This is a genomic window from Mesorhizobium sp. M0808 (assembly GCF_040320025.1).
Classification (GTDB): Bacteria; Pseudomonadota; Alphaproteobacteria; order Rhizobiales; family Rhizobiaceae; genus Mesorhizobium.
In genome coordinates, this window is record NZ_JAMYOX010000038.1 from 1 (window position 1) to 17,951 (window position 17,951).

The 17,951-nt window shown below is 62.8% G+C and carries 17 protein-coding genes; 11 read left to right on the plus strand and 6 right to left on the minus strand.

What is annotated here, in order from left to right; genetic code table 11:
• Positions 1-341: 341 nt before the first annotated feature.
• From NKI25_RS28940 to NKI25_RS28955, 4 genes are all read left to right on the plus strand, one after another.
• Positions 342-1,922, plus strand: a complete 1,581-nt coding sequence (locus tag NKI25_RS28940) for a hypothetical protein (RefSeq protein WP_352830456.1) — start codon at positions 342-344, stop codon at positions 1,920-1,922.
• 84 nt (positions 1,923-2,006) lie between these two features.
• A complete protein-coding gene (locus NKI25_RS28945; RefSeq protein ID WP_352449905.1) occupies positions 2,007-3,029 on the plus strand; it encodes a phosphatase PAP2 family protein in 1,023 nt (340 codons plus the stop codon).
• Between the two features lie 9 nt (positions 3,030-3,038).
• Positions 3,039-4,586, plus strand: a complete 1,548-nt coding sequence (locus tag NKI25_RS28950) for a S8 family peptidase (protein ID WP_353000104.1) — start codon at positions 3,039-3,041, stop codon at positions 4,584-4,586.
• A gap of 167 nt (positions 4,587-4,753) precedes the next feature.
• Positions 4,754-5,455, plus strand: coding sequence for an adenylate/guanylate cyclase domain-containing protein (locus NKI25_RS28955; RefSeq protein WP_353000106.1), 702 nt, complete (start codon positions 4,754-4,756; stop codon positions 5,453-5,455).
• Between the two features lie 133 nt (positions 5,456-5,588).
• Here the strand turns inward: NKI25_RS28955 and NKI25_RS28960 are convergent, their stop codons facing one another.
• Positions 5,589-6,518, minus strand: a complete 930-nt coding sequence (locus NKI25_RS28960) for a DnaJ C-terminal domain-containing protein (protein ID WP_353000108.1) — start codon at positions 6,516-6,518, stop codon at positions 5,589-5,591.
• Positions 6,519-6,618: 100 nt separating this feature from the next.
• On the minus strand, positions 6,619-7,080 hold the full coding sequence (locus NKI25_RS28965; protein ID WP_352830121.1) for an RT0821/Lpp0805 family surface protein: 462 nt from the start codon (positions 7,078-7,080) through the stop codon (positions 6,619-6,621).
• Positions 7,081-7,119: 39 nt separating this feature from the next.
• Here NKI25_RS28965 and pdxH point away from each other — a divergent pair, with 39 nt between their 5' ends.
• The 3 genes from pdxH (at position 7,120) to NKI25_RS28980 (ending at position 9,701) form a co-directional block, all read left to right on the plus strand.
• Positions 7,120-7,737, plus strand: a complete 618-nt coding sequence (pdxH, locus tag NKI25_RS28970) for a pyridoxamine 5'-phosphate oxidase (protein WP_352593300.1) — start codon at positions 7,120-7,122, stop codon at positions 7,735-7,737.
• A 275-nt stretch (positions 7,738-8,012) separates the two neighbouring features.
• Positions 8,013-9,143, plus strand: coding sequence for an IS481 family transposase (locus NKI25_RS28975; protein ID WP_502897457.1), 1,131 nt, complete (start codon positions 8,013-8,015; stop codon positions 9,141-9,143).
• Positions 9,144-9,425: 282 nt separating this feature from the next.
• Positions 9,426-9,701 carry a hypothetical protein gene (locus NKI25_RS28980; RefSeq protein ID WP_352593294.1) on the plus strand — a complete coding sequence of 92 codons (276 nt, stop codon included), beginning with the start codon at positions 9,426-9,428 and terminating at the stop codon, positions 9,699-9,701.
• Between the two features lie 72 nt (positions 9,702-9,773).
• On the opposite strand, the gene NKI25_RS28985 is transcribed toward NKI25_RS28980, so the two are convergent.
• Together NKI25_RS28985 and NKI25_RS28990 are read right to left on the minus strand one after the other, a co-directional pair.
• Complete coding sequence (locus NKI25_RS28985; RefSeq protein ID WP_352593291.1) at positions 9,774-10,526, minus strand: crotonase/enoyl-CoA hydratase family protein; 753 nt, start codon at positions 10,524-10,526, stop codon at positions 9,774-9,776.
• A gap of 59 nt (positions 10,527-10,585) precedes the next feature.
• Positions 10,586-12,343 (minus strand): acyl-CoA dehydrogenase family protein, encoded by a 1,758-nt coding sequence (locus NKI25_RS28990; protein ID WP_352593289.1) that lies wholly within the window; start codon positions 12,341-12,343, stop codon positions 10,586-10,588.
• A gap of 211 nt (positions 12,344-12,554) precedes the next feature.
• Between NKI25_RS28990 and NKI25_RS28995 the strand changes: the two genes are divergently transcribed.
• From NKI25_RS28995 to NKI25_RS29005, 3 genes are all read left to right on the plus strand, one after another.
• Positions 12,555-12,842 (plus strand): type II toxin-antitoxin system TacA family antitoxin, encoded by a 288-nt coding sequence (locus NKI25_RS28995; protein WP_352593287.1) that lies wholly within the window; start codon positions 12,555-12,557, stop codon positions 12,840-12,842.
• Entirely contained in the window at positions 12,839-13,342 is a 504-nt protein-coding gene (locus tag NKI25_RS29000) for a GNAT family N-acetyltransferase (protein WP_352593284.1), read from the plus strand. The genes NKI25_RS28995 and NKI25_RS29000 overlap by 4 nt, the downstream gene beginning before the upstream one ends.
• Positions 13,343-13,537: 195 nt before the next feature.
• On the plus strand, positions 13,538-14,638 hold the full coding sequence (locus NKI25_RS29005; RefSeq protein WP_352593424.1) for a glycoside hydrolase family 25 protein: 1,101 nt from the start codon (positions 13,538-13,540) through the stop codon (positions 14,636-14,638).
• Positions 14,639-14,659: 21 nt separating this feature from the next.
• Here NKI25_RS29005 and purD read toward each other — a convergent pair whose 3' ends face one another.
• Entirely contained in the window at positions 14,660-15,937 is a 1,278-nt protein-coding gene (purD, locus tag NKI25_RS29010) for a phosphoribosylamine--glycine ligase (RefSeq protein WP_352593281.1), read from the minus strand.
• A gap of 155 nt (positions 15,938-16,092) precedes the next feature.
• On the opposite strand from purD, the gene ubiA reads away from it, so the two are divergent.
• Positions 16,093-17,076 (plus strand): 4-hydroxybenzoate octaprenyltransferase, encoded by a 984-nt coding sequence (gene ubiA, locus NKI25_RS29015; protein ID WP_352593279.1) that lies wholly within the window; start codon positions 16,093-16,095, stop codon positions 17,074-17,076.
• Positions 17,077-17,334: 258 nt separating this feature from the next.
• Here the strand turns inward: ubiA and NKI25_RS29020 are convergent, their stop codons facing one another.
• Positions 17,335-17,901 carry a DUF6101 family protein gene (locus NKI25_RS29020; protein WP_352593276.1) on the minus strand — a complete coding sequence of 189 codons (567 nt, stop codon included), beginning with the start codon at positions 17,899-17,901 and terminating at the stop codon, positions 17,335-17,337.
• Positions 17,902-17,951: the final 50 nt, after the last annotated feature.

Genomic DNA, 17,951 nt, shown 5'->3' on the forward strand with positions numbered 1-17,951 from the left:
TGGCACTTCCCCTTCCACGGGAATCGGTGATCGCAACGTCACCACCGTGCCATGGCCGCTCGCCCCTCAGAGCAAGCGCCGTTCTCTCTCCAAAACTTTTTGCCGAACCTTCGGCACACTATCGCGAATCCTTTGCCACGTGTAGGTTTGACCTCACGGAAGCCGAGAATTGCAGATAGACTTATATTAGTGGATGCTATATTAGGGTGCGGGGACGCGAGGGGGCGCTAGTGTACTCGGATTGCCGTCCTTTCCTTAGATTGATTGGGCCATTCGCGATTGAGAGCGCGGATGGCGCGGACGTCACGCCGCATGGCAGACGGTCTAAAGCGCTCTTGGCCATGCTCGCCCTGGCACCCAACGGTACGCGGAGCCGAAAATGGCTGCAAAGCAAGCTCTGGAGCACTCGCGGCGAGGAGCAGGGTGCAGCAAGCTTGCGGCAGGAGCTGTCCGAGGTTCGGAAGTCGCTCCGCAGCGCCGGCATTGATCTAATCTCGACCGATCGTGATGTGGTTCGACTCGACGTCGCTTCGATCGGCATCGATTTGAACGATCCACCCGAAGGCTCTGCCACGCGTGATCTGCTTGAGGGCCTCGATATCCGCGATCCAGAGTTCGAGGATTGGCTTCGTGAGCAAAGAAGCCAATGGCCCCGGCCTCGCACAGTGCCAGCAAACGTCTTTCCTGTTGCCGCGGCAGATCAGTTGTCCGGACAGCGAAGCGCCTCACTTCTGAATTCGTCGCGGCTATGCTTGGGCCTGGTTCGCGATGCCAGGTGGACGGAGGGCTCCGCTAACAGGGCCGTCAGCGACCTTGTCCTGGATCTGGTGGTTCGATCGATCCTGAATTTCGAAGTGGTCGACGTCGTGGATTTTCAAGCGCAGGGACCGCTGACCCAAGCGCCTGACACTGCGCTGCCAGACTGGCTGTTGCAAACCAGGGCAACGGTGGTGGGCGACAGAGTGGGCCTGACATTTGCATTAATTGCGCCCGGTGACAGCCGGCTCTTGTGGTCGCATACGGATTTTCTCGAGCCGGCCGACCTGACTGGCCCGGCGAGCCTGAAGCTGATGTCGTTGGTCAATCAGATCGTGTTTTCGATCCTCGAATTCGTTCTCGATCCTAAGTCCATCCGCGACGAGCCCCGACACCGGGCGTGTCGGCTTGCATTGACAGCGCTGCGACAGGTATTCCGCATGCGCGATACGGACCTGGATTCGGCGGAGCGCATGCTCGCCGAAGCATATGAGCTCGACCCGCGTAGCACGTATCTGGGGTGGCAGCTGTTTGTGTTTGTCACCCGCTTTGGCGAGAGACGGGTCGGCCGCTCGGGCACCTTTCACGATCAGGTTCGGGAATGCGCCAGTCGCGCCGTCGAAGTGGCCCCCTTCAATCCTATCACCCTGGCGTTGGCCGCTCATGCCCATTCGTTCGTCTTTCGTGAATACGCACAGGCACTGGAACTCGCCGATCGAGCGATAGCCGCTAACCCGCTACAAGCCATTTGCTGGGACATGCGTGCCTTGACGCTCGGCTATCTCGGCGAAGTGAAGCGTGGCTATGAGGATGCGATGCGCGCACGTGCACTGGGCGGGCCTCCCCTGTATCGTTACTGCATCGATACCACGTGCTGCATCTTGGCAACTCTGAACGGGCGCTTCGAGGAGGGGATACGTCACGGCGAGCGTGTCCTTGCGCAGCAACCCACATACCTACCCGCTTTGAGATACTCGGCTGCCTGCCACGGGCATTTGGGGCAGACTGTGGAGGCAGTTCGAACTATCGAACGCTTGCGCGCCTGGGAGCCGGATTTCTCGCTCGAGCTGCTTTCGGAGGAGAATTATCCAATTGCAGGCGTACTCGGAGTTTCGGTTATCAAGAGCGGGTTGTCGCGGATAACGCTGCCAAGGTACGCACCCTAGCGCTGCGCACCGCAGGCGTTACGTCGAGGCTCCGACCACCAGTTGGCGCGGATCAAATTTAGAAGCTTTAGTTGAGGGGTGGACATGATGTCGACAATTGATCTCAATAACAAGTTGTTTAGCGCCCGATTCTTAGTAAGTGGATCGGCCATAAGGCAATATCCGCTGATATTGGGTGACGCAAGTCCTGAAAAATCTCTTGAGGAATACATCAAAAATAGAGGCGGCGAAAAACTGCATCCTTTCGCGTCTATGATGACCAAGAGCAGCGTTCTGTCGATTCAAGAAGAGCAGATCGTGATAACGATTTCTGATGACCCTGTGGAGGGTGCCATGCGCCTTTCGCCAGCCTTCCTGGCGGGGCCGAGCGCAGGTCGAGGTCGGGGCAGGGGCAGAGGGCGCGGACGAGGACGGGGACGCGGCAGGGGGCAAACGGCTTTCGAAACTGGCGAGGAGGCTTTGCCGGCGTGGCACGACAAGCGTGCCTTGCACAGGATCGGACTAAGCGTCGCCAACAAATATCTCGGTGCGATCTGGGAGGACATTCTTATCGATCCCCCGCCCGGACCTTCAGAGAGCCTCAGGGAGACAGAAGCGCTTATCGATCTGCAGAAGAGGAGGGAAGGTGACCCGCTGCGGCGCGAGGAGATCGTCCGCCAGGCATCGTTCGGGATTTTGGACTACACGGCGCCGCTCGGAATAGACACTCTCGCGGGCTTCGAGGGGACATGCGCATTGATCGTTGCGATCCTCGAACTCACGGAGGAGATCGGGCTCAACTACAAAGATCGCTTCAATCGGCCACGGCCCAACATCATTGAGCCGAGGCTGCGGCCGGCGCTTCCGGTTCCTTCGCACGCTTCCTACCCGTCCAACCATTCATTTCAGTCATTTGCAGTGGCGAACGTTCTGCAACGGATGCTGCCCGAGCACGCCGGCGTAACCGCGGTTTATGAGCGCGCCCGCCGGGTGGCCGAGAACAGGGAATGGGCCGGGCTGCACTACGCCAGCGACACCGATGCCGGCGAGGAACTGGCTGCGCGCATTTCTCCGTACTTGGTGGACGCGATGGATGAAACGATCCGACGCGCCCAGAGCGAATGGTAGGTGGGTGCCATGATGGACGACATCAAGAAGGGCGAAGGCCATCTTTGTTATGACTGGTATCACTACCTGTGGCACCTGATCGCAATCGGCGCCTTACGCGATCGTCCGCGCATCCCTGAAGCGCGGTTGCCGCACGAGGCCGCATACCTGCTGGAGGCCGACGCCTGGGATTTGTTGGGTACTGACAAGCCCGGTTACGGAGAGGTCATTGCCCAGATCGATACGGGGGTGAACTCAAGCCATCCCAATCTCGAGCCTCGTATTCTTTCTGCGGTCAGCTTCGCCGCTCACCCTTTCGGGTTGAGTTACGTCACACACAAGCAGCAACCGCTCGTCTTGCGAGGGCCGGAAAAAAAGCAGAGCAAGAGCTTTGTGGGCGACGATACCTGGGCGTGGGCGGCAAGCCTGATCAAATCGAGGAACAATGCGCAGGAAGTCGAGGTTCAGAAATCGCTGCTTCGAGCACTGAAGGATGGGCGCGGCTCAATTCAGGAGACTGCTGAGACCTCGCGTATGCGCTACTCAGCGCACGGGACCGCCTGCGCTGGGCTGATGGTCGGCGCCCCTGCGGCCCCGCCCGCGAAGTTGAGGCAATTTAGCAACGGTGAAGGCGCAATACCTTATTGGGGGGTCGCCCCAGGCGCTGAACTCCTGCCGATCGAGATTTCAGCACGGCCCGACGCAGCGCAGCTCATTCTGGCGTTCCTCTATGCCCGCGACCAGAAGGTTTCAGTCATACACTTTCCCCGGGAAGTACCCGATCCATGGCGAGCGCACCGTTCCTATCCTGGATATGGCGACAGCAGATATACTTCGGTCGAACAGGCAAAGCCAATTTGGGATTATTTCGAGACGCTTTTCGAGGCGATCAGCGAGGAAATCCCCATCATCTGCGCAGCCGGCAACGATGGCTACGACCATCTGATTTACCCGGCGAGCAAGGCCGGCGAAAGCAATGGCGTGGTTGGGGTGGCGGCCGCCACTTATCGGGCGAGACGTTCAGCATATTCCAACTACAGCGGCGATCCGACCGACAATTCCGTCACCATTTCCGCGCCGTCCGACGACCAGGAGGTGTGTACGCGCTGCCAAATACGACTGGACCGTGAGTCGCTGCGTTCACGTGACCACAATTTCGAGATCTACGAGAAGCTCCCCCAGGTTGAATACGCGCCGCAGGGCGTGCTCACCACGGACATCCCGGGCCACCACGGCTATTCCGGCGGACAGCTGGAAGGGATCCAGCCACCGCGCGTCGAAAGCAGAGACCGCGCCGGGCTCTACACAGTATTTGGCGGAACATCTGCAGCCTCGGCCATCGTCGCGGGAGCAGCCGCTTTGTTGCAGTCGAAACATCGCTCCACCGGTAGGCCGCTCAACGGCATAGAGGTTAAGGCGAAGATGACCCAGTCAGGCGCAAAGGAGGTTTCATGGCCTTGGCTTGAAAAAGCTGACGTTCCGATTCTACCGGACAGCCCTAATTGCGAGAGAAGGGTGCCTTCGTTCGATCAGCAGTTTGGAGCGGGGCTGCTTGACCTCCGTAAGTTGCTGAGCTGAGGGTCCCGCCGAATTTTGACTAAAAGGTCGGCTGCAAGCCGCCAAAGCCGGGCCCGAATGGATTTCTGACGTAATTCTGACGTGCCCGCCACGGCGGGCTTACGATCCGCCTACGCCGTCCAGTCATATTCGAGCGACATTTGAAACCGCTCGGGGGCCGGACTCCAATGCATCCGATCACTGCCTATACGAATCCACAGACTGACCGCGTGCTCCCGTCATTCGGCATGGGTGAAACGAAATTCCAGCGCGCCATCGCCACGATCATGTTTACCGACGTGGAGGACTCGACCGGCTTGGCGAGCGCGCTTGGCCTGGTCGAAACCACGCGGTTCATGATCGAGCACTTCACGTTGACCCGCCAGGTCGTGGTGGCCAATGGGGGGATCGTTCAAAACTTTACAGGCGACGGCGTGCTAGCTCTCTGGCTGGGGAGCGAAATGACGCCCAGCGAAACGGCGCTAAAGGCGCTGGCCGCCGTCGCGGAACTGGTACCGGAAATCTCGCTCGGCAACGCTTGGAAGCGTTCAATGGGCTCCCTGTCGCGCCGCATCAGGATCGGCTTACACTCCGGCGAGGTGATGTTCGTCAACGATCACCAGTGGGATTTCTCCTTTCTGGTCGGCTCGGAGGTAAATTTCGCCCGCCACGTCGAGCAGGCTGGCAAGAGGGAGAATGGCGCAGGCGTCGATGCGCTGGTGATGGTCAGCGGTGCGACCCTCCACCTTGCTGGCCTGGCGACTGCATCGATCGACCCCTACAAGCTTGTGCGGCTAACCCCCGCCGAACTGGCTCATCGCCAGTCGGTCGACTGGCGTCGACCGTGTTCGCGAAGCGGAACTATGGCGCGTGCAAATGTCGGCCTTTGAGTCGTTAGCTGACGTTGAACCTACTTCGGCCAAATGGCGGCTCCTGGCGCTGGTTGCTCGTTTCCTGTCGATAATCGACGGCATGAAACCACTCGCGCCCGCTTACGACATCAAGCGCCAGCCTTTTCGACCGTCAGCCCTTTCGCCGGCGCATCAGCGCCTCGAGCTCGGCGTCGCCGCCTTCCGGCAGCATCAGCCGCACGTGTGCGTAGAGATCGCCGTGACCGCCGGCGTTTTCCGGCAGGCCCCTGCCCTTCAGCCGCAGAACCTTGTCCGAGCTCGACCAAGGGGGAACATTGACCGCAATCCTGCCGGTCGGGGTTTCGACCGCCACCTTGGCGCCATGCACCGCATCGGCCAGTTCCACCGGCAGGTCGACATGCAGGTCGCGGCCCTCGACGCGGTAGCGCGGGTGCCGGCGGAAACGGATTTTAACCAGCGCATCGCCCGGCTGCCCCGGTCCTTGCTCACCCTGGCCTTTCAACCGGATGGTCTGGCCGTCCTCGACATAGGCCGGCAACTTGACCGCCATCTTGCGGCCGTCGGGGAACATCGCCGTCACCTTCTCGGCGGTGGCGGCTTCCTCGATGGTGACGTCCAGCGTCACGTTGAGATCTGCGGCGGTCGGGGCCTGACGGCGGCCGCCCGTGCCGGCGCCGCGCTGCTGGGTGAAAGCATCGCCGAAGATCTGGCTGAAGATGTCGCTGTTGCCGTCGAACGGATCGCCGCCGGGACGCCCCGTGCGGAATTCGAAATGCGCGCCGCCCGGCCCTTGCTGCCGGCGGAAACCGGCGAAAGGATCGGCGCCGCCAGCCGCGCCTTCGAAACCCTGGAAACGCTGTTTGCCATCGGCGTCGATCTCGCCGCGATCGAATGCCGCCCGGTTCTTCTCGTCGCCGACGATCTCGTAAGCCTGGTTGGCGGCGGCAAAACGGTCCTTCGCCTTGGGATCATCCGGATTCTGGTCCGGATGATACTTCTTGGCGAGCTTCCGATATGCGGATTTTATGTCCTTGGCCGATGCGTTCTTGGTAACGCCCAGCACCTCATAGGGGTCGCGCATGCTTACTGCCCTGGAGAAGGAGTGAGTCCATAATCGCCTCCTATATGCGCTCGCATAGGAAGGAATTCCAGTGGCTTACCACCATGTCGCCGGCGGAAAATCAGAGCGCCTTGAAGTCCTGTATGCGCCAGATGCTGCCGCCGGCCAGGCATATTTCGCCTTTGAACAGCGCAACGCCGTCGAAGCTTTCGCGCGATGCGGTGAAGCGACGACATGTCTCGCCGTTAGCCCTGAATTCCGCCAGCTCGGTGATGGAGCCGCGCGAGCCGGTGTCGGCATTCGCCCAGGGAACGGCCTGCCCGGCCAGTTGCTCGACGTCGGCGGAGGACACGGCATTGCGGATCGTGGCCTGGTCGGAAGCGCGGTCCTGATCGAGCGGCGTGACTGAGGCCGGCGTGCTCGAGGTCAGTATCGAGCGGTCGACCTCCGCCTGCCCCAGGCTGAAGCCGCCTCCGCCACAGGCGGCAAGCGGCAGGATGATTGTCACGATCATGGCTTTGGCGCTGGCCGAAGCAATAACGCTCCATTGCCCACTGTCAAAAGCTTGCGCGATACGCGACAATCGGCAATCTCCCCAGCCGGCGACAAATTTGGGAAAACTATGAGCGAAACCGGGTTAACAAGCGGTGACTTTACCGAGGCGGCGGAGCCGTTCCGGCTCTTTGCGGCGTGGCTCGACGACGCGACGAAGAGCGAGATCAACGACCCCAACAGCGTGGCGCTGGCGACCGTTGATGCCGAAGGCATGCCGAATGTCCGTATGGTGCTGCTTAAGGGCTTCGACGAGGGCGGCTTTGTCTTCTACACGAACTTCGAGAGCGCCAAGGGCCGTGAGATTCTTGGCAGCATGAAAGCGGCGATGTGCTTCCACTGGAAATCGCTGCGCCGGCAGGTGCGAGCGCGCGGCCCGGTGGAGATCGTCACCGACGCCGAAGCCGACGCCTATTACGCGACGCGTCCGCGCGGCAGCCGCATCGGCGCCTGGGCCTCCAAACAGTCGCGGCCGCTGGAGAGCCGCTTCGCGCTGGAAAAGGCGGTCGCCGAATACACGGCGCGCCATGCGATCGGCGACATCCCGCGGCCAAAACACTGGTCAGGCTTCCGCATCGTGCCGCAGACCATCGAGTTCTGGCACGACCGTCCGTTCCGGCTGCACGACCGTGTCGTGTTTTCGCGCAATGTCGAGGGCGGCTGGGACAAGGTGAGGCTTTATCCGTAGGGCACGACGGTGGAGCGCCGATCTCTCCCCTTGTGGGGAGATGCCCGGCAGGGCAGAGGGGGGGCGCTTCGCGCCAGCCTGTCAATTGATCGAAATCGCGCCCTTGCGCCCGTTCTCAGTGGCTCGCAGGCTGAACCAAAGGGTAGTGCTCTACGGCGCCCCCATCTGTCCTGCCGGACATCTCCCCCACAAGGGTGTTTGGACCGGAGACATCGCGAACAGGTGTGCGAGGACATCGCGAACAGTTTTGCGCGTTTTGCGCGAGGGGGTTCGGGATGCCATTCGGGGACAACAGCGCGATGAAACAGAAACTGGAATTCGTCATGTTGGCGAGCGCGGCGGGGGCGAATGTGAGCGCGTTGTGTCGTCGCTTCGGGATCGGCCGAACGTTGGCTCACAAGTTGCTCGCGCGCTATCGAGCGGAAGGCGAAGCCGGGCTTGTGGAGCGCTCGCGCCAGCCGCGCTCGAGCCCACGGCGCAGCGCCCCGGAGGTCGAAGCGGCGGCGCTTTCGGTGCGCACGGCGCATCCGGCGTGGGGCGGGCGCAAGATCGCGCGGGTGCTTTCGCGCCAGGGGCTTGGCCATCCGGCCGCTTCGACGGTGACGGGCATCCTGCGCCGCAACGGCGTCGAGCTGGGTGCGCTCGGTGGCGGCGCCAAAGCGTTCATCCGCTTCGAGCATGCCGCACCCAACGACCTGTGGCAGATGGACTTCAAGGGCCATGTGCCGTTGCGCGCCGGCCGGCTGCATCCGCTGACCGTGCTCGACAATCATTCGCGGTTCTCGCTGGTGCTGGAAGCTTGCCCCGACCAGACTACCCAAACCGTGCAAACGCGCCTGATCGCGGCCTTCCGGCGCTACGGTCTGCCGTGGCGCATCGCCACCGACAATGGCCCGCCATGGGGCGATGGTGGCCGCAACAACTTCACGCTGCTCACCGTCTGGCTGATCGAGGCCAGCGTCGCCGTCAGCCACTCCAGGCCTTGCCATCCGCAGACGCTGGGCAAGGACGAGCGCTTCCATCGCTCGCTCAAGGCCGAGGCGCTGCAGGGGCCACCCTTCGCCGATCTCGCCAAGGCTCAGGATGCCTTCGATCGCTGGCGCCATGTCTACAACGTCCAGCGTCCCCACGACGCGCTGGACGGCGGCGTGCCGCTCGACCGCTACCGGGCTTCGCAGCGTCAGTATCGCGAAACGGTCGAGCCGTTCGAATACGCCAAGGACGATCTTATCCGACGCGTTCAGCAGCATGGCTTCGTCTCTATTCTCGGCCGCAAAATGCGCCTGTGCAGAGCCTTCGCCGGAAAATCCGTTGCCTTCCGTCCGACCGCCAAGGACGGCCTCTTCGACGCCTGGTTCAGGCACCAGAAAATAGAAACCATCGACCTCAACGCAAGCAAAAGATAAGGTGGGAAACTGTTCGCGATGTCTTCGCACACCTGTTCGCGATGTCCCCGGTCCAAACAGGGTGGAGATCGGCAGCTTCCGCACCGGCGCCCATTTTTCAGCCCTTCTTCCTGGTCATGAAGGCGGCCAAGGCCGGGCCGCTTCTGCCGGATTTCCAATTCCCATTATCACGATCTCGTGTGCGTGAAACGTTCCAGCTTGCAGGAACGAACCAGGAAAGGGCTCAACGCGCCGCTGGCGCAAATTCAGGAGGAAGCAATGCATTCACTCAGGTTGGTCACGATGGCCGGTCTTGCCTGCCTTTTCGCTTGGCAAGCCTTTGCGGAGGACGCGATGGGGACAATGACGGTGATGAAGGGTGGGGAGGTCATGGCGATCATGCCCGATGGGCATATGGGCACCATGATGCCCGACGCGAAGATGAGCGCCGAAATGATGAAAATGGCGAAACCGATCAAGCATTGCATGATGTTGATGACCGACGCCAAAGGCAAGACATTCATGATCGACACGTCTTCGGCAAAGGCCCAGGCCGAATGTAAAAAAATGGCGATGTGACAAAGAGATCATGGCAAGAAAACCCGCCGGTTGCTGCCGGCGGGTCCACGATGCGAGACAAGGCCAGAAGGTCTAGGCCTTCTTCCTGGTCATGAAGGCCGTCAAGGCTGCGCGGGCCTCGTCGGATTTGAGCCGCTCGCGGAAATGCTGGCTTTCCTGGCCGATGCGCTCGACAAGGGCGTCGCGCGAGCCGCGCATCAGGTCGCGCGCGATCTTCAGCGCTTGCGGCGGCTTGACGGCGATCTGGCCCGCCGCCGCCAATACCGATGCTTCGAGTTCCCTCTCCTCGACCACCTCGTAGATCAGCCCGGCGGCCTTCGCCCTCTCGGCCGAAAAGCCCTCGCCGAGGCCAAGCAGCGCGAAGGCGCCTTGGCGGCCGAGGATCTGCGGCGCGAGCAGGCTCGAACCGGCCTCCGGCACAAGGCCGAGATCGACGAAGGGCGTCCGGAATATTGTGCGCGGCGTGGCGAAGGTCAGGTCGCAATGCAGGTTGAGCGTGGTGCCGATACCGACCGCAACGCCGTCGACGCCGGAAACCATCGGCTTTTCCACCTTGGCCAGCGCCATCAGGAAATCCCAGACCTCGGTACCGCCTTCGCCGCCCGCGGCGAAGACCATGAAATCGGCAAGGTCGTTACCGGACGAGAAGGCACCGGGCACGCCGAGAAAGACATGGACGCGGATCGCCGGATCCGCGTCGCCGCCGGCAAGAGCCGCCGACATCGTCGCGTACATGGCGCGGGTCAAGGCGTTCTTCTTGTCCGGACGGTTGATGCGGATGATCTGGATGGCGCCCTGGCGTTCGACGAGGATGTGGTCTGTCACGGATTGGTCCTTTGTGAATTTCGGGCCTTTGTGAATATCGGCGCGTGCGAACGTCAGGCTTAAATCAGCGCCTTGCCGGCAACGGCAAGGCTGTCGGCGCCGCCGACGACGCGCTCCTTCAGCGCGCCCACTTCGCCAAGCAGGTTCTCGGCGAAGAACCGGCAAAGCGCGATGCGGTTTTGGTCGGCAAGCGCGCCGCGCGCCAGATAGGCGCCGCCTGCGGCAAGCGAGATCAGCCTGAGATAGGGTGTGGCGCCGGCCAGCGCCTCGTCCGATCGGCCTTCGGCTTGCAGGTCTTGCAGGAATCGGCTCGCCTGTGACAGGTCGTCGAGCGCCTGGTCAAGGCGATCGGCGGTGCGGCCGAAGCCTTCAAGGTTCGACGCTCGCACCGCATCGGCGACGGCCTTGAGTTCGGCGATGTAGCCATGCACATGCCGGCCGCCGCCGAGCGGCAGCTTGCGTGTCACCAGATCGATCGCCTGGATGCCATTGGTGCCTTCGTAAATGGGCGCGATGCGCGCGTCGCGATAAAGTGCTGCGGCGCCTGTCTCCTCGATGAACCCCATGCCGCCATGCACCTGCAGCCCAAGCGAGGCGACCTCGACGCCGACATCGGTCGAAAAGGCCTTGGCCAGCGGCGTCAACAGATTGGCGCGCTCCTGCCAGTGCTTTGCATCTTCGCTCTGTGACGCGAGATCGATGGCGTGGGCGCAGGAATAGCAGATGGCACGGGCAATCTGGGTCAGCGCTTTCATGGTCAGAAGACTACGCTGGATGTCGGGGTGATGCACGATCGGCGCCATGCCGGCACCGCGATAGCTCGCCGCTTTGCCTTGCCGGCGGTCGTTTGCATAGGCGAGCGCCTTCTGCGTCGCCGCCTCGGCGACCGCGACGCCCTGCATGCCGACGGCAAGGCGCGCATTGTTCATCATGGTGAACATGCAGGCGAGGCCCTTGTTCTCCTCGCCGACCAGCCAGCCGATCGCGCCGGGCGTAGCACCTTCGAAGCCATCGCCATAGATCATGGTGCAGGTCGGCGAAGCGTGGATGCCCAGTTTGTGCTCCAGCCCGGAGCAGAAGACGTCGTTGCGTGCGCCCAGCGCGCCATCGTCGCTGACGAGGAATTTCGGCACCAGGAACAAAGACAAGCCGCGCGTACCGGCCGGCGCGTCCGGCAGCCGCGCCAGCACCAGATGGATGATGTTGTCCGTGAAATCGTGCTCGCCATAGGTGATGAATATCTTTTGCCCGAAGATGCGGTAGGTGCCGTCGCCGGCCGGTTCGGCGCGGGTTCGCAAGGCATTCAGGTCCGATCCTGCCTGCGGCTCGGTCAGGTTCATGGTGCCCATCCATTCGCCGGAGACCAGTTTTTCCAGATATTTGGCCTTGAGCGCCTGCGAGCCATGCTTGTCGAGTGCTTCGACCGCGGCCATGGTCAGCGTCGGGGCGATGCCGAACGCCATCGAGGCGGAGTTCCACATTTCGAGCGCGGCGACGCCGAGCATGGCCGGCAGCGCCTGGCCGCCATACGCTTCCGGCGCGGAAAGCGCATTCCAGCCGCCGCCGATCCAGCGGGGATAAAGTTCCTTCCAGCCGGGCGGGGTAGTGACGGCAGCGCCGTTGAGCACCGCGCCGTGCTGGTCGCCGACCGTGTAGAGCGGCGCCACCTCCTCGCTGGCGAAGCGGCCGGCCTCGGCCAGAATGGCGTCGACAAGGTCCTCGCCGAGTTCGCCAAAGGTGCCGGCATCGAGCGCCGGCTTCAAGCCGGCGACATGTTTCAGGGTGAAGGCGATTTCCTCGACCGGTGCCCGATACATGGCGCTCGCTCCTCCTTAGTCCGGCCCTCTCCAGTCTGGCCCTCCCCAGTCTGGCAGGTCTACTTAAGACCTGTGCCGATGCAAAATCATCTGCTTTCGGAGTTCCCTGTCCATCTTCTTTTTACGTAAACGTCAAACTTTGTCACGCGGATTTTGCAATTGCTGGCTCGTATGCAAAATTACTTAGAGCCGCGCATCAGGGATGACGATAATGCCAAACCAACAGACCCGCACCGCCCGTCTCGAAGCCCGTATTTCGCCGGATATGCTGGACGTGGTGAAACGTGCCGCCGAAATCCAGGGCCGCAGCGTCAGCGACTTCGTGGTCGCCGCCGCTCAAGAGGCGGCGCAGCGTACTATCGAGAACACCACTATCATGCGTATTTCCGTCGAGGATCAGCGCGCCATGATGGAGGCGATTCTCAATCCGCCCGAGCCCAATGAAGCACTGCGCAAAACCGCCGACGCCCACAAACGGCTTGTCGTCGAATCCCGGTGAATTTCACCATCATCATCGAACCGCTCGGCGGATCGCATGATCGCAAGGCGTTCAGCTGCGGGGTGTCGGCGCTCGACCGCTATATACGGGAGCAAGCCAGCCAGGATGTCAAACGCCGAGTCGGCAACTGCTTCGTTGCCGTGGATCGCGATGTCGGCGCGATCGCCGGATATTACACTTTGGCGGCGTCGAGCATACCGATCGCGTCCTTGCCTGACGAACAGACAAAACATCTGCCACGCTACCCGGTTCTGCCCGCGATATTGGTCGGCAGGCTGGCCGTCGATGCCCGATACCAGCGGCGGCGGGTCGGGTCGGCGCTGATCGTGGATGCGCTACGACGTAGCGTTAGCGCTGCCCCAGCAGCCTTCCCGTTGATTGTCGATGCCAAGGGTGACCAGGCGGTCGCGTATTATCGCAGGCATGGCTTCACCTCGTTTCAGAGCCGCCCGCTATCACTGTTCCTGCCCATAGCAACAGCGTTGAAGCTATTTGGCTGACAATCGCAACCATCGCCTTGCTCTTGAGGAGCACCAAGGATCGCTTCGCCAGCGCTCCAACTCGCCCACTCGGCACCCGAAGCATTTCCTTAACCATGGCGGTTCAGGATTTGGCTTTGGCCAGCAAGGATGTGCTGTTTGAAAACGCCGGCGCGCCCCCTTGTCCGCTCAGCGCTTCTCCTCGTCGCGGCCGCGATGACCCTGGCGCTGACGCCGGCAAAGGCCTCGGATTTCTCCGAACCTTGGAAGGATGCCGACCGGGCGCTGGTCGTCGACGCCTACGAATACAATTCCATCGACTGGACCCGGCTAGCCGCCGACAAGCGTCTTGTCGGCTTCATCAACAAGGCATCCGACGGAATGCCGCCACCATATTTCTGTTTCGGCGACGAGACCGAGACGCGGCTGTGCAAGACGCTTTGGAAGCGCCATGCCATGGCACAGGAACTGTTCCAGACGCGCAAGGTGGTGGCCAAGGCGCTGGGCCTGAAATGGGGTGCCTATCATCTCGCCCGCCCCGGCAACCCCGTGGGACAGGCCAATAATTTCATCAATTTCGTGAAACCCGGGCCGGATGACCTGCTTGCCCTCGACATCGAGGACGATGACCCCACCCAATGGATGTCGCTCGAGGATGCCGAGGAATTCGTGCGCCATGTGCATCGTCGGGTTGGCCGCTTTCCAGTGCTCTACACCAACGGCACGACAGCCAGGCATATCGCCGACAACAAGTATAAATACCCGCTCCTGTCCCGGCTGCCGCTGTGGTATGCGCGCTACAAGCCAGACATCGGCGTGCATTTTCCGATGGGCAACTGGCAGGGTTATGCGCTCTGGCAGTTTTCGGCGCGAGCAAACTGCGGCCGGTTCCGCTGCCCTTACAGGGTCGCGGGCACACCCAACGATATCGACGTCAGCGTCGCGCCGATGAACGCCACGGAATTGCGCGCGCAGTGGCCGTTCGGCGGCCTGATCGACGTGCAGCCGGATTATCTCACCTCGATACCGGTGCCGCTCTCACGCGAGGCGGGGCTCGCCGGCGGCACCATCACTTACGCCAGCGTGACGCCAGCAAGCTTCGAGGAGATGGTCGCGGTATTCAGGGCGCGCCTGGCCAGGTTCAGCAGCGGCTTTCAAATGCCTGCGGCGAAGGCGGCGCCGGGCCTTCCGCGCGGGATTGCCGAATATGTCGCCTGGACGCGAAACGAAAAGCGTGCGGCATCGGTGCCAGGATTTGTCTCCACCGCCGACGCGGTCAGCAGCGTCTCGACTGAATTCGACCACGGCTTGCGCTGAGGCCGAAGGCCGCCCGAAGCATCAGTTCGCCTGCTCGCGCGCCACCGCCAGCCAGCCAATGTCGCGGCGGCAAAAGCCTTGCGGCCAGTCGATCCGGTCGAGCGCGGCGTAGGCCTTCTTCTGCGCCTCGCCGACGGTGCTGCCGGTCGCCGTGATGTTGAGCACGCGGCCGCCATTGGCGACGAGTGCGCCGCCGTTGATGGCGGTGCCGGCGTGAAAGATCTCGACGCCGTCGCCTGCCGCCGCCTCGACGCCGCGGATGACCGAGCCCTTTTCAGGCGTGCCGGGATAGCCCCTGGCTGCCATCACCACGGTGAGCGCCGCCTCATCGCGCCAGCGCACCGAAGTATGCGCCAGCTGGCCGTCGGCGGCGGCGTTGAGCAGGACGAGCAGATCGTCCTTCAGCCGCATCATCAGCACCTGGCATTCCGGGTCGCCGAAACGGGTATTGTATTCGATCAGCTTCGGCCCGCTGTCAGTGATCATCAGCCCGGCGAACAGCACGCCGGAAAACGGCGCGCCTGTTTCAGCCATGCCGCGCATGGTCGGCTCGACGATCTCGCGCATCGTTCGGTCGATCATTTCCGGCGTCATCACCGGCGCCGGCGAATAGGCGCCCATGCCGCCGGTGTTGGGGCCGGTGTCGCCGTCACTGAGGCGCTTGTGGTCCTGCGCGGTACCGAAGGGCAGCGCCGTGGTGCCGTCGCACAGGCAGAAGAAGCTTGCTTCTTCACCGACGAGAAACTCCTCGACCACCACTTCCGCCCCGGCCTGGCCGAAGGAGCCGTCGAAACAGGCCTCGAGCGCGGCCAGCGCCTCGTCAAGCGTCATGGCGACGGTGACGCCCTTGCCGGCAGCGAGGCCGTCGGCCTTGATGACGATCGGCGCACCCGTCTTCTCGACATAGGTCCTGGCCGAAGCCAGATCGTCGAAGCGGCCATAGGCGGCGGTCGGGATGCCATATCTGGCGCAGAGGTCCTTGGTGAAACCTTTCGAGCCTTCCAGCCGTGCCGCTGCCTTTGACGGTCCGAAGACGCGGATGCCCTCGGCGCGCAGGTCGTCGGCAATGCCGGCGACCAGCGGCCCTTCCGGCCCGACCACGACGAGGCCTATTTCATTCTCGCGGCAGAACCGGGCCACCGCCGTGTGATCGGCAGTATCGAGCCTCACCAGTTCGGCTTCGTGGCCGATGCCCGGATTGCCGGGCGCCGCGTAGAGTTTGGTCAGCAGCGGCGACGCCGCGATCTTCCAGGCCAGCGCATGCTCTCGTCCGCCAGAGCCGATCAGCAAAACACGCATGCCCAGATTCCTCGTCATTCCAAGACCAGGACTGCGCTATTGCGCCACGCGCGACGGGTCAAGACATTTGGCTGCCGAAGCGCCGATTGCGCGTGGCGAGCGTGCGGGGCTGCTTGACGCTTGACGGCATTCGCCTCTGCTGCCACTCCAGCAAAATGGAAACCCTCCAGTCGAAAGCGGCCCAGGGCCGCGTCGCCGATGCGCCGAGCGGCCACTGGGTCTATCGCGTGCTGCCGCGGCGGTTGTGGCCCTATGCGCAGCTTGCCCGGTGGGACCGGCCGATCGGCTGGCAATTGCTGCTGTGGCCATGCTGGTGGTCGGCTGCGCTTGCCGCGAGCGCCTATCCGCGTCCGACGGACCCGCTTCTCTCTCTGCTGCCGTCGCCTTGGTATCTGCTGCTGTTTTTTCTTGGCGCGTTCGCCATGCGCGGCGCCGGCTGCACCTACAATGATTTGGTCGACGAGGACATCGACAACCAGGTGGAACGCACGCGCTCGCGGCCGCTGCCGGCCGGCAAGGTCACGCGCCGGCAGGCTTGGATGTTTGTTGTCGTGCAGGCACTGGTCGGCCTTGCCGTGCTTTTGCAGTTCAACAGCTTCGCCGTCTTGCTCGGCATCGGTTCGCTGGTCATCGTCGCCGTCTACCCGTTCATGAAGCGGTACACCAATTGGCCGCAACTCGTTCTAGGCCTTGCCTTTTCCTGGGGAGCGCTGATGGGATGGGCGGTCGAGTTCGGCGATCTCGATGGGCCGGCAATCATGCTTTATATCGGCTCGATCCTGTGGGTGATCGGCTACGACACGATCTATGCGCATCAGGACAAGGAAGACGACGCCATCGTCGGCGTGCGCTCGACGGCGCGCCTGTTCGGCGACAACACCAAGGCCTGGCTGGCCGGGCTTTATGGCGGAGCGCTGGTTTGCTTCGCCATTGCCTTCGCCTCGGCGCAGGCACCGGTGCCTGCACTGGCCGGGCTGATCGCCGCCGGCGCGCATATGGCGCGGCAGATCGCCGTGCTCGACATCGACGACCCGGACCAGTGCCTGAGGCTGTTCAGATCGAACAACCAGGTCGGCTGGCTGATCTTCCTCGGCCTGATCGGCGGCGCGGGCTGGGTGGCGCTGAAGCCGCTGGTTTAAGAGCCAGCGGTATCGATTCGGCAGCTGCGGAATCGACCTTTCTCCAACTGCTTATGCCGCCCCTCATCGCCCTGCCGGGCACTTCTCCCCGTATAGTGACGGGGAGAAGCACGCCTTCGCAACGGATTTCGCCAATCTCAAGCGTTTGCAGAAAGAGTGCCGAAATTGCGGCCAGTGTCCCTTCTCACCGTCACTATACGGGGAGAAGGTGGCGGCAGCCGGATGAGGGGCAGCGCCAACTTGCAAGCTGATTTCAATCTACTCCCGCGAAATAAGCTCCTCGCCGCCGATGACCAGCCTGAGGCCGAGGTCGCCGGCGCGGCGGCGGGCGAGAAAGCGCGGGCGGCGCATGGTCGAGACGCGACCCTTGCGGCGGTCCTGCGCCGGCAGCGCCTTGATGGCGGCGCCGAGCGATTCCTCCAGCGTGCGGGCAATGCCGTCGGCCTCGATCAGCAGCATCGGCAGGCGGTAGGCGTCGGCCCAGGCGCGCCAGTCGGCGGCGACGTCGTCGAGATCGTCGGCGACCAGCAGCGGCACCGACAGCGTCGGGTCATTGTGCAGAAGCTCAAGCGTCACTGTGACATTGCCATCCGGATCCTCCATGGCGCGGGCGGCGACGCCGCGAAACGCGTTGGCGGGCAGAGCGATGATCGCCGGCACGCCGCTCATCTCCAGCGTGCGGCGGATAACCGCGCCGCGCTGGTCGATGGTGAAGGTGACGTCGCCATAGTCGTCGCGCGTGGCGTAGCTCACCACTTGCGGCAGGCGGAATGGGTCGAGGCGCATATTGCGCCCGGCCCAGACTGGCTTCAGTCCAGTGTTCATATCGTGCCTTTCCTGTTTCTCCTGAGAGCCGGTGTTTCCGGTTCTCCGGG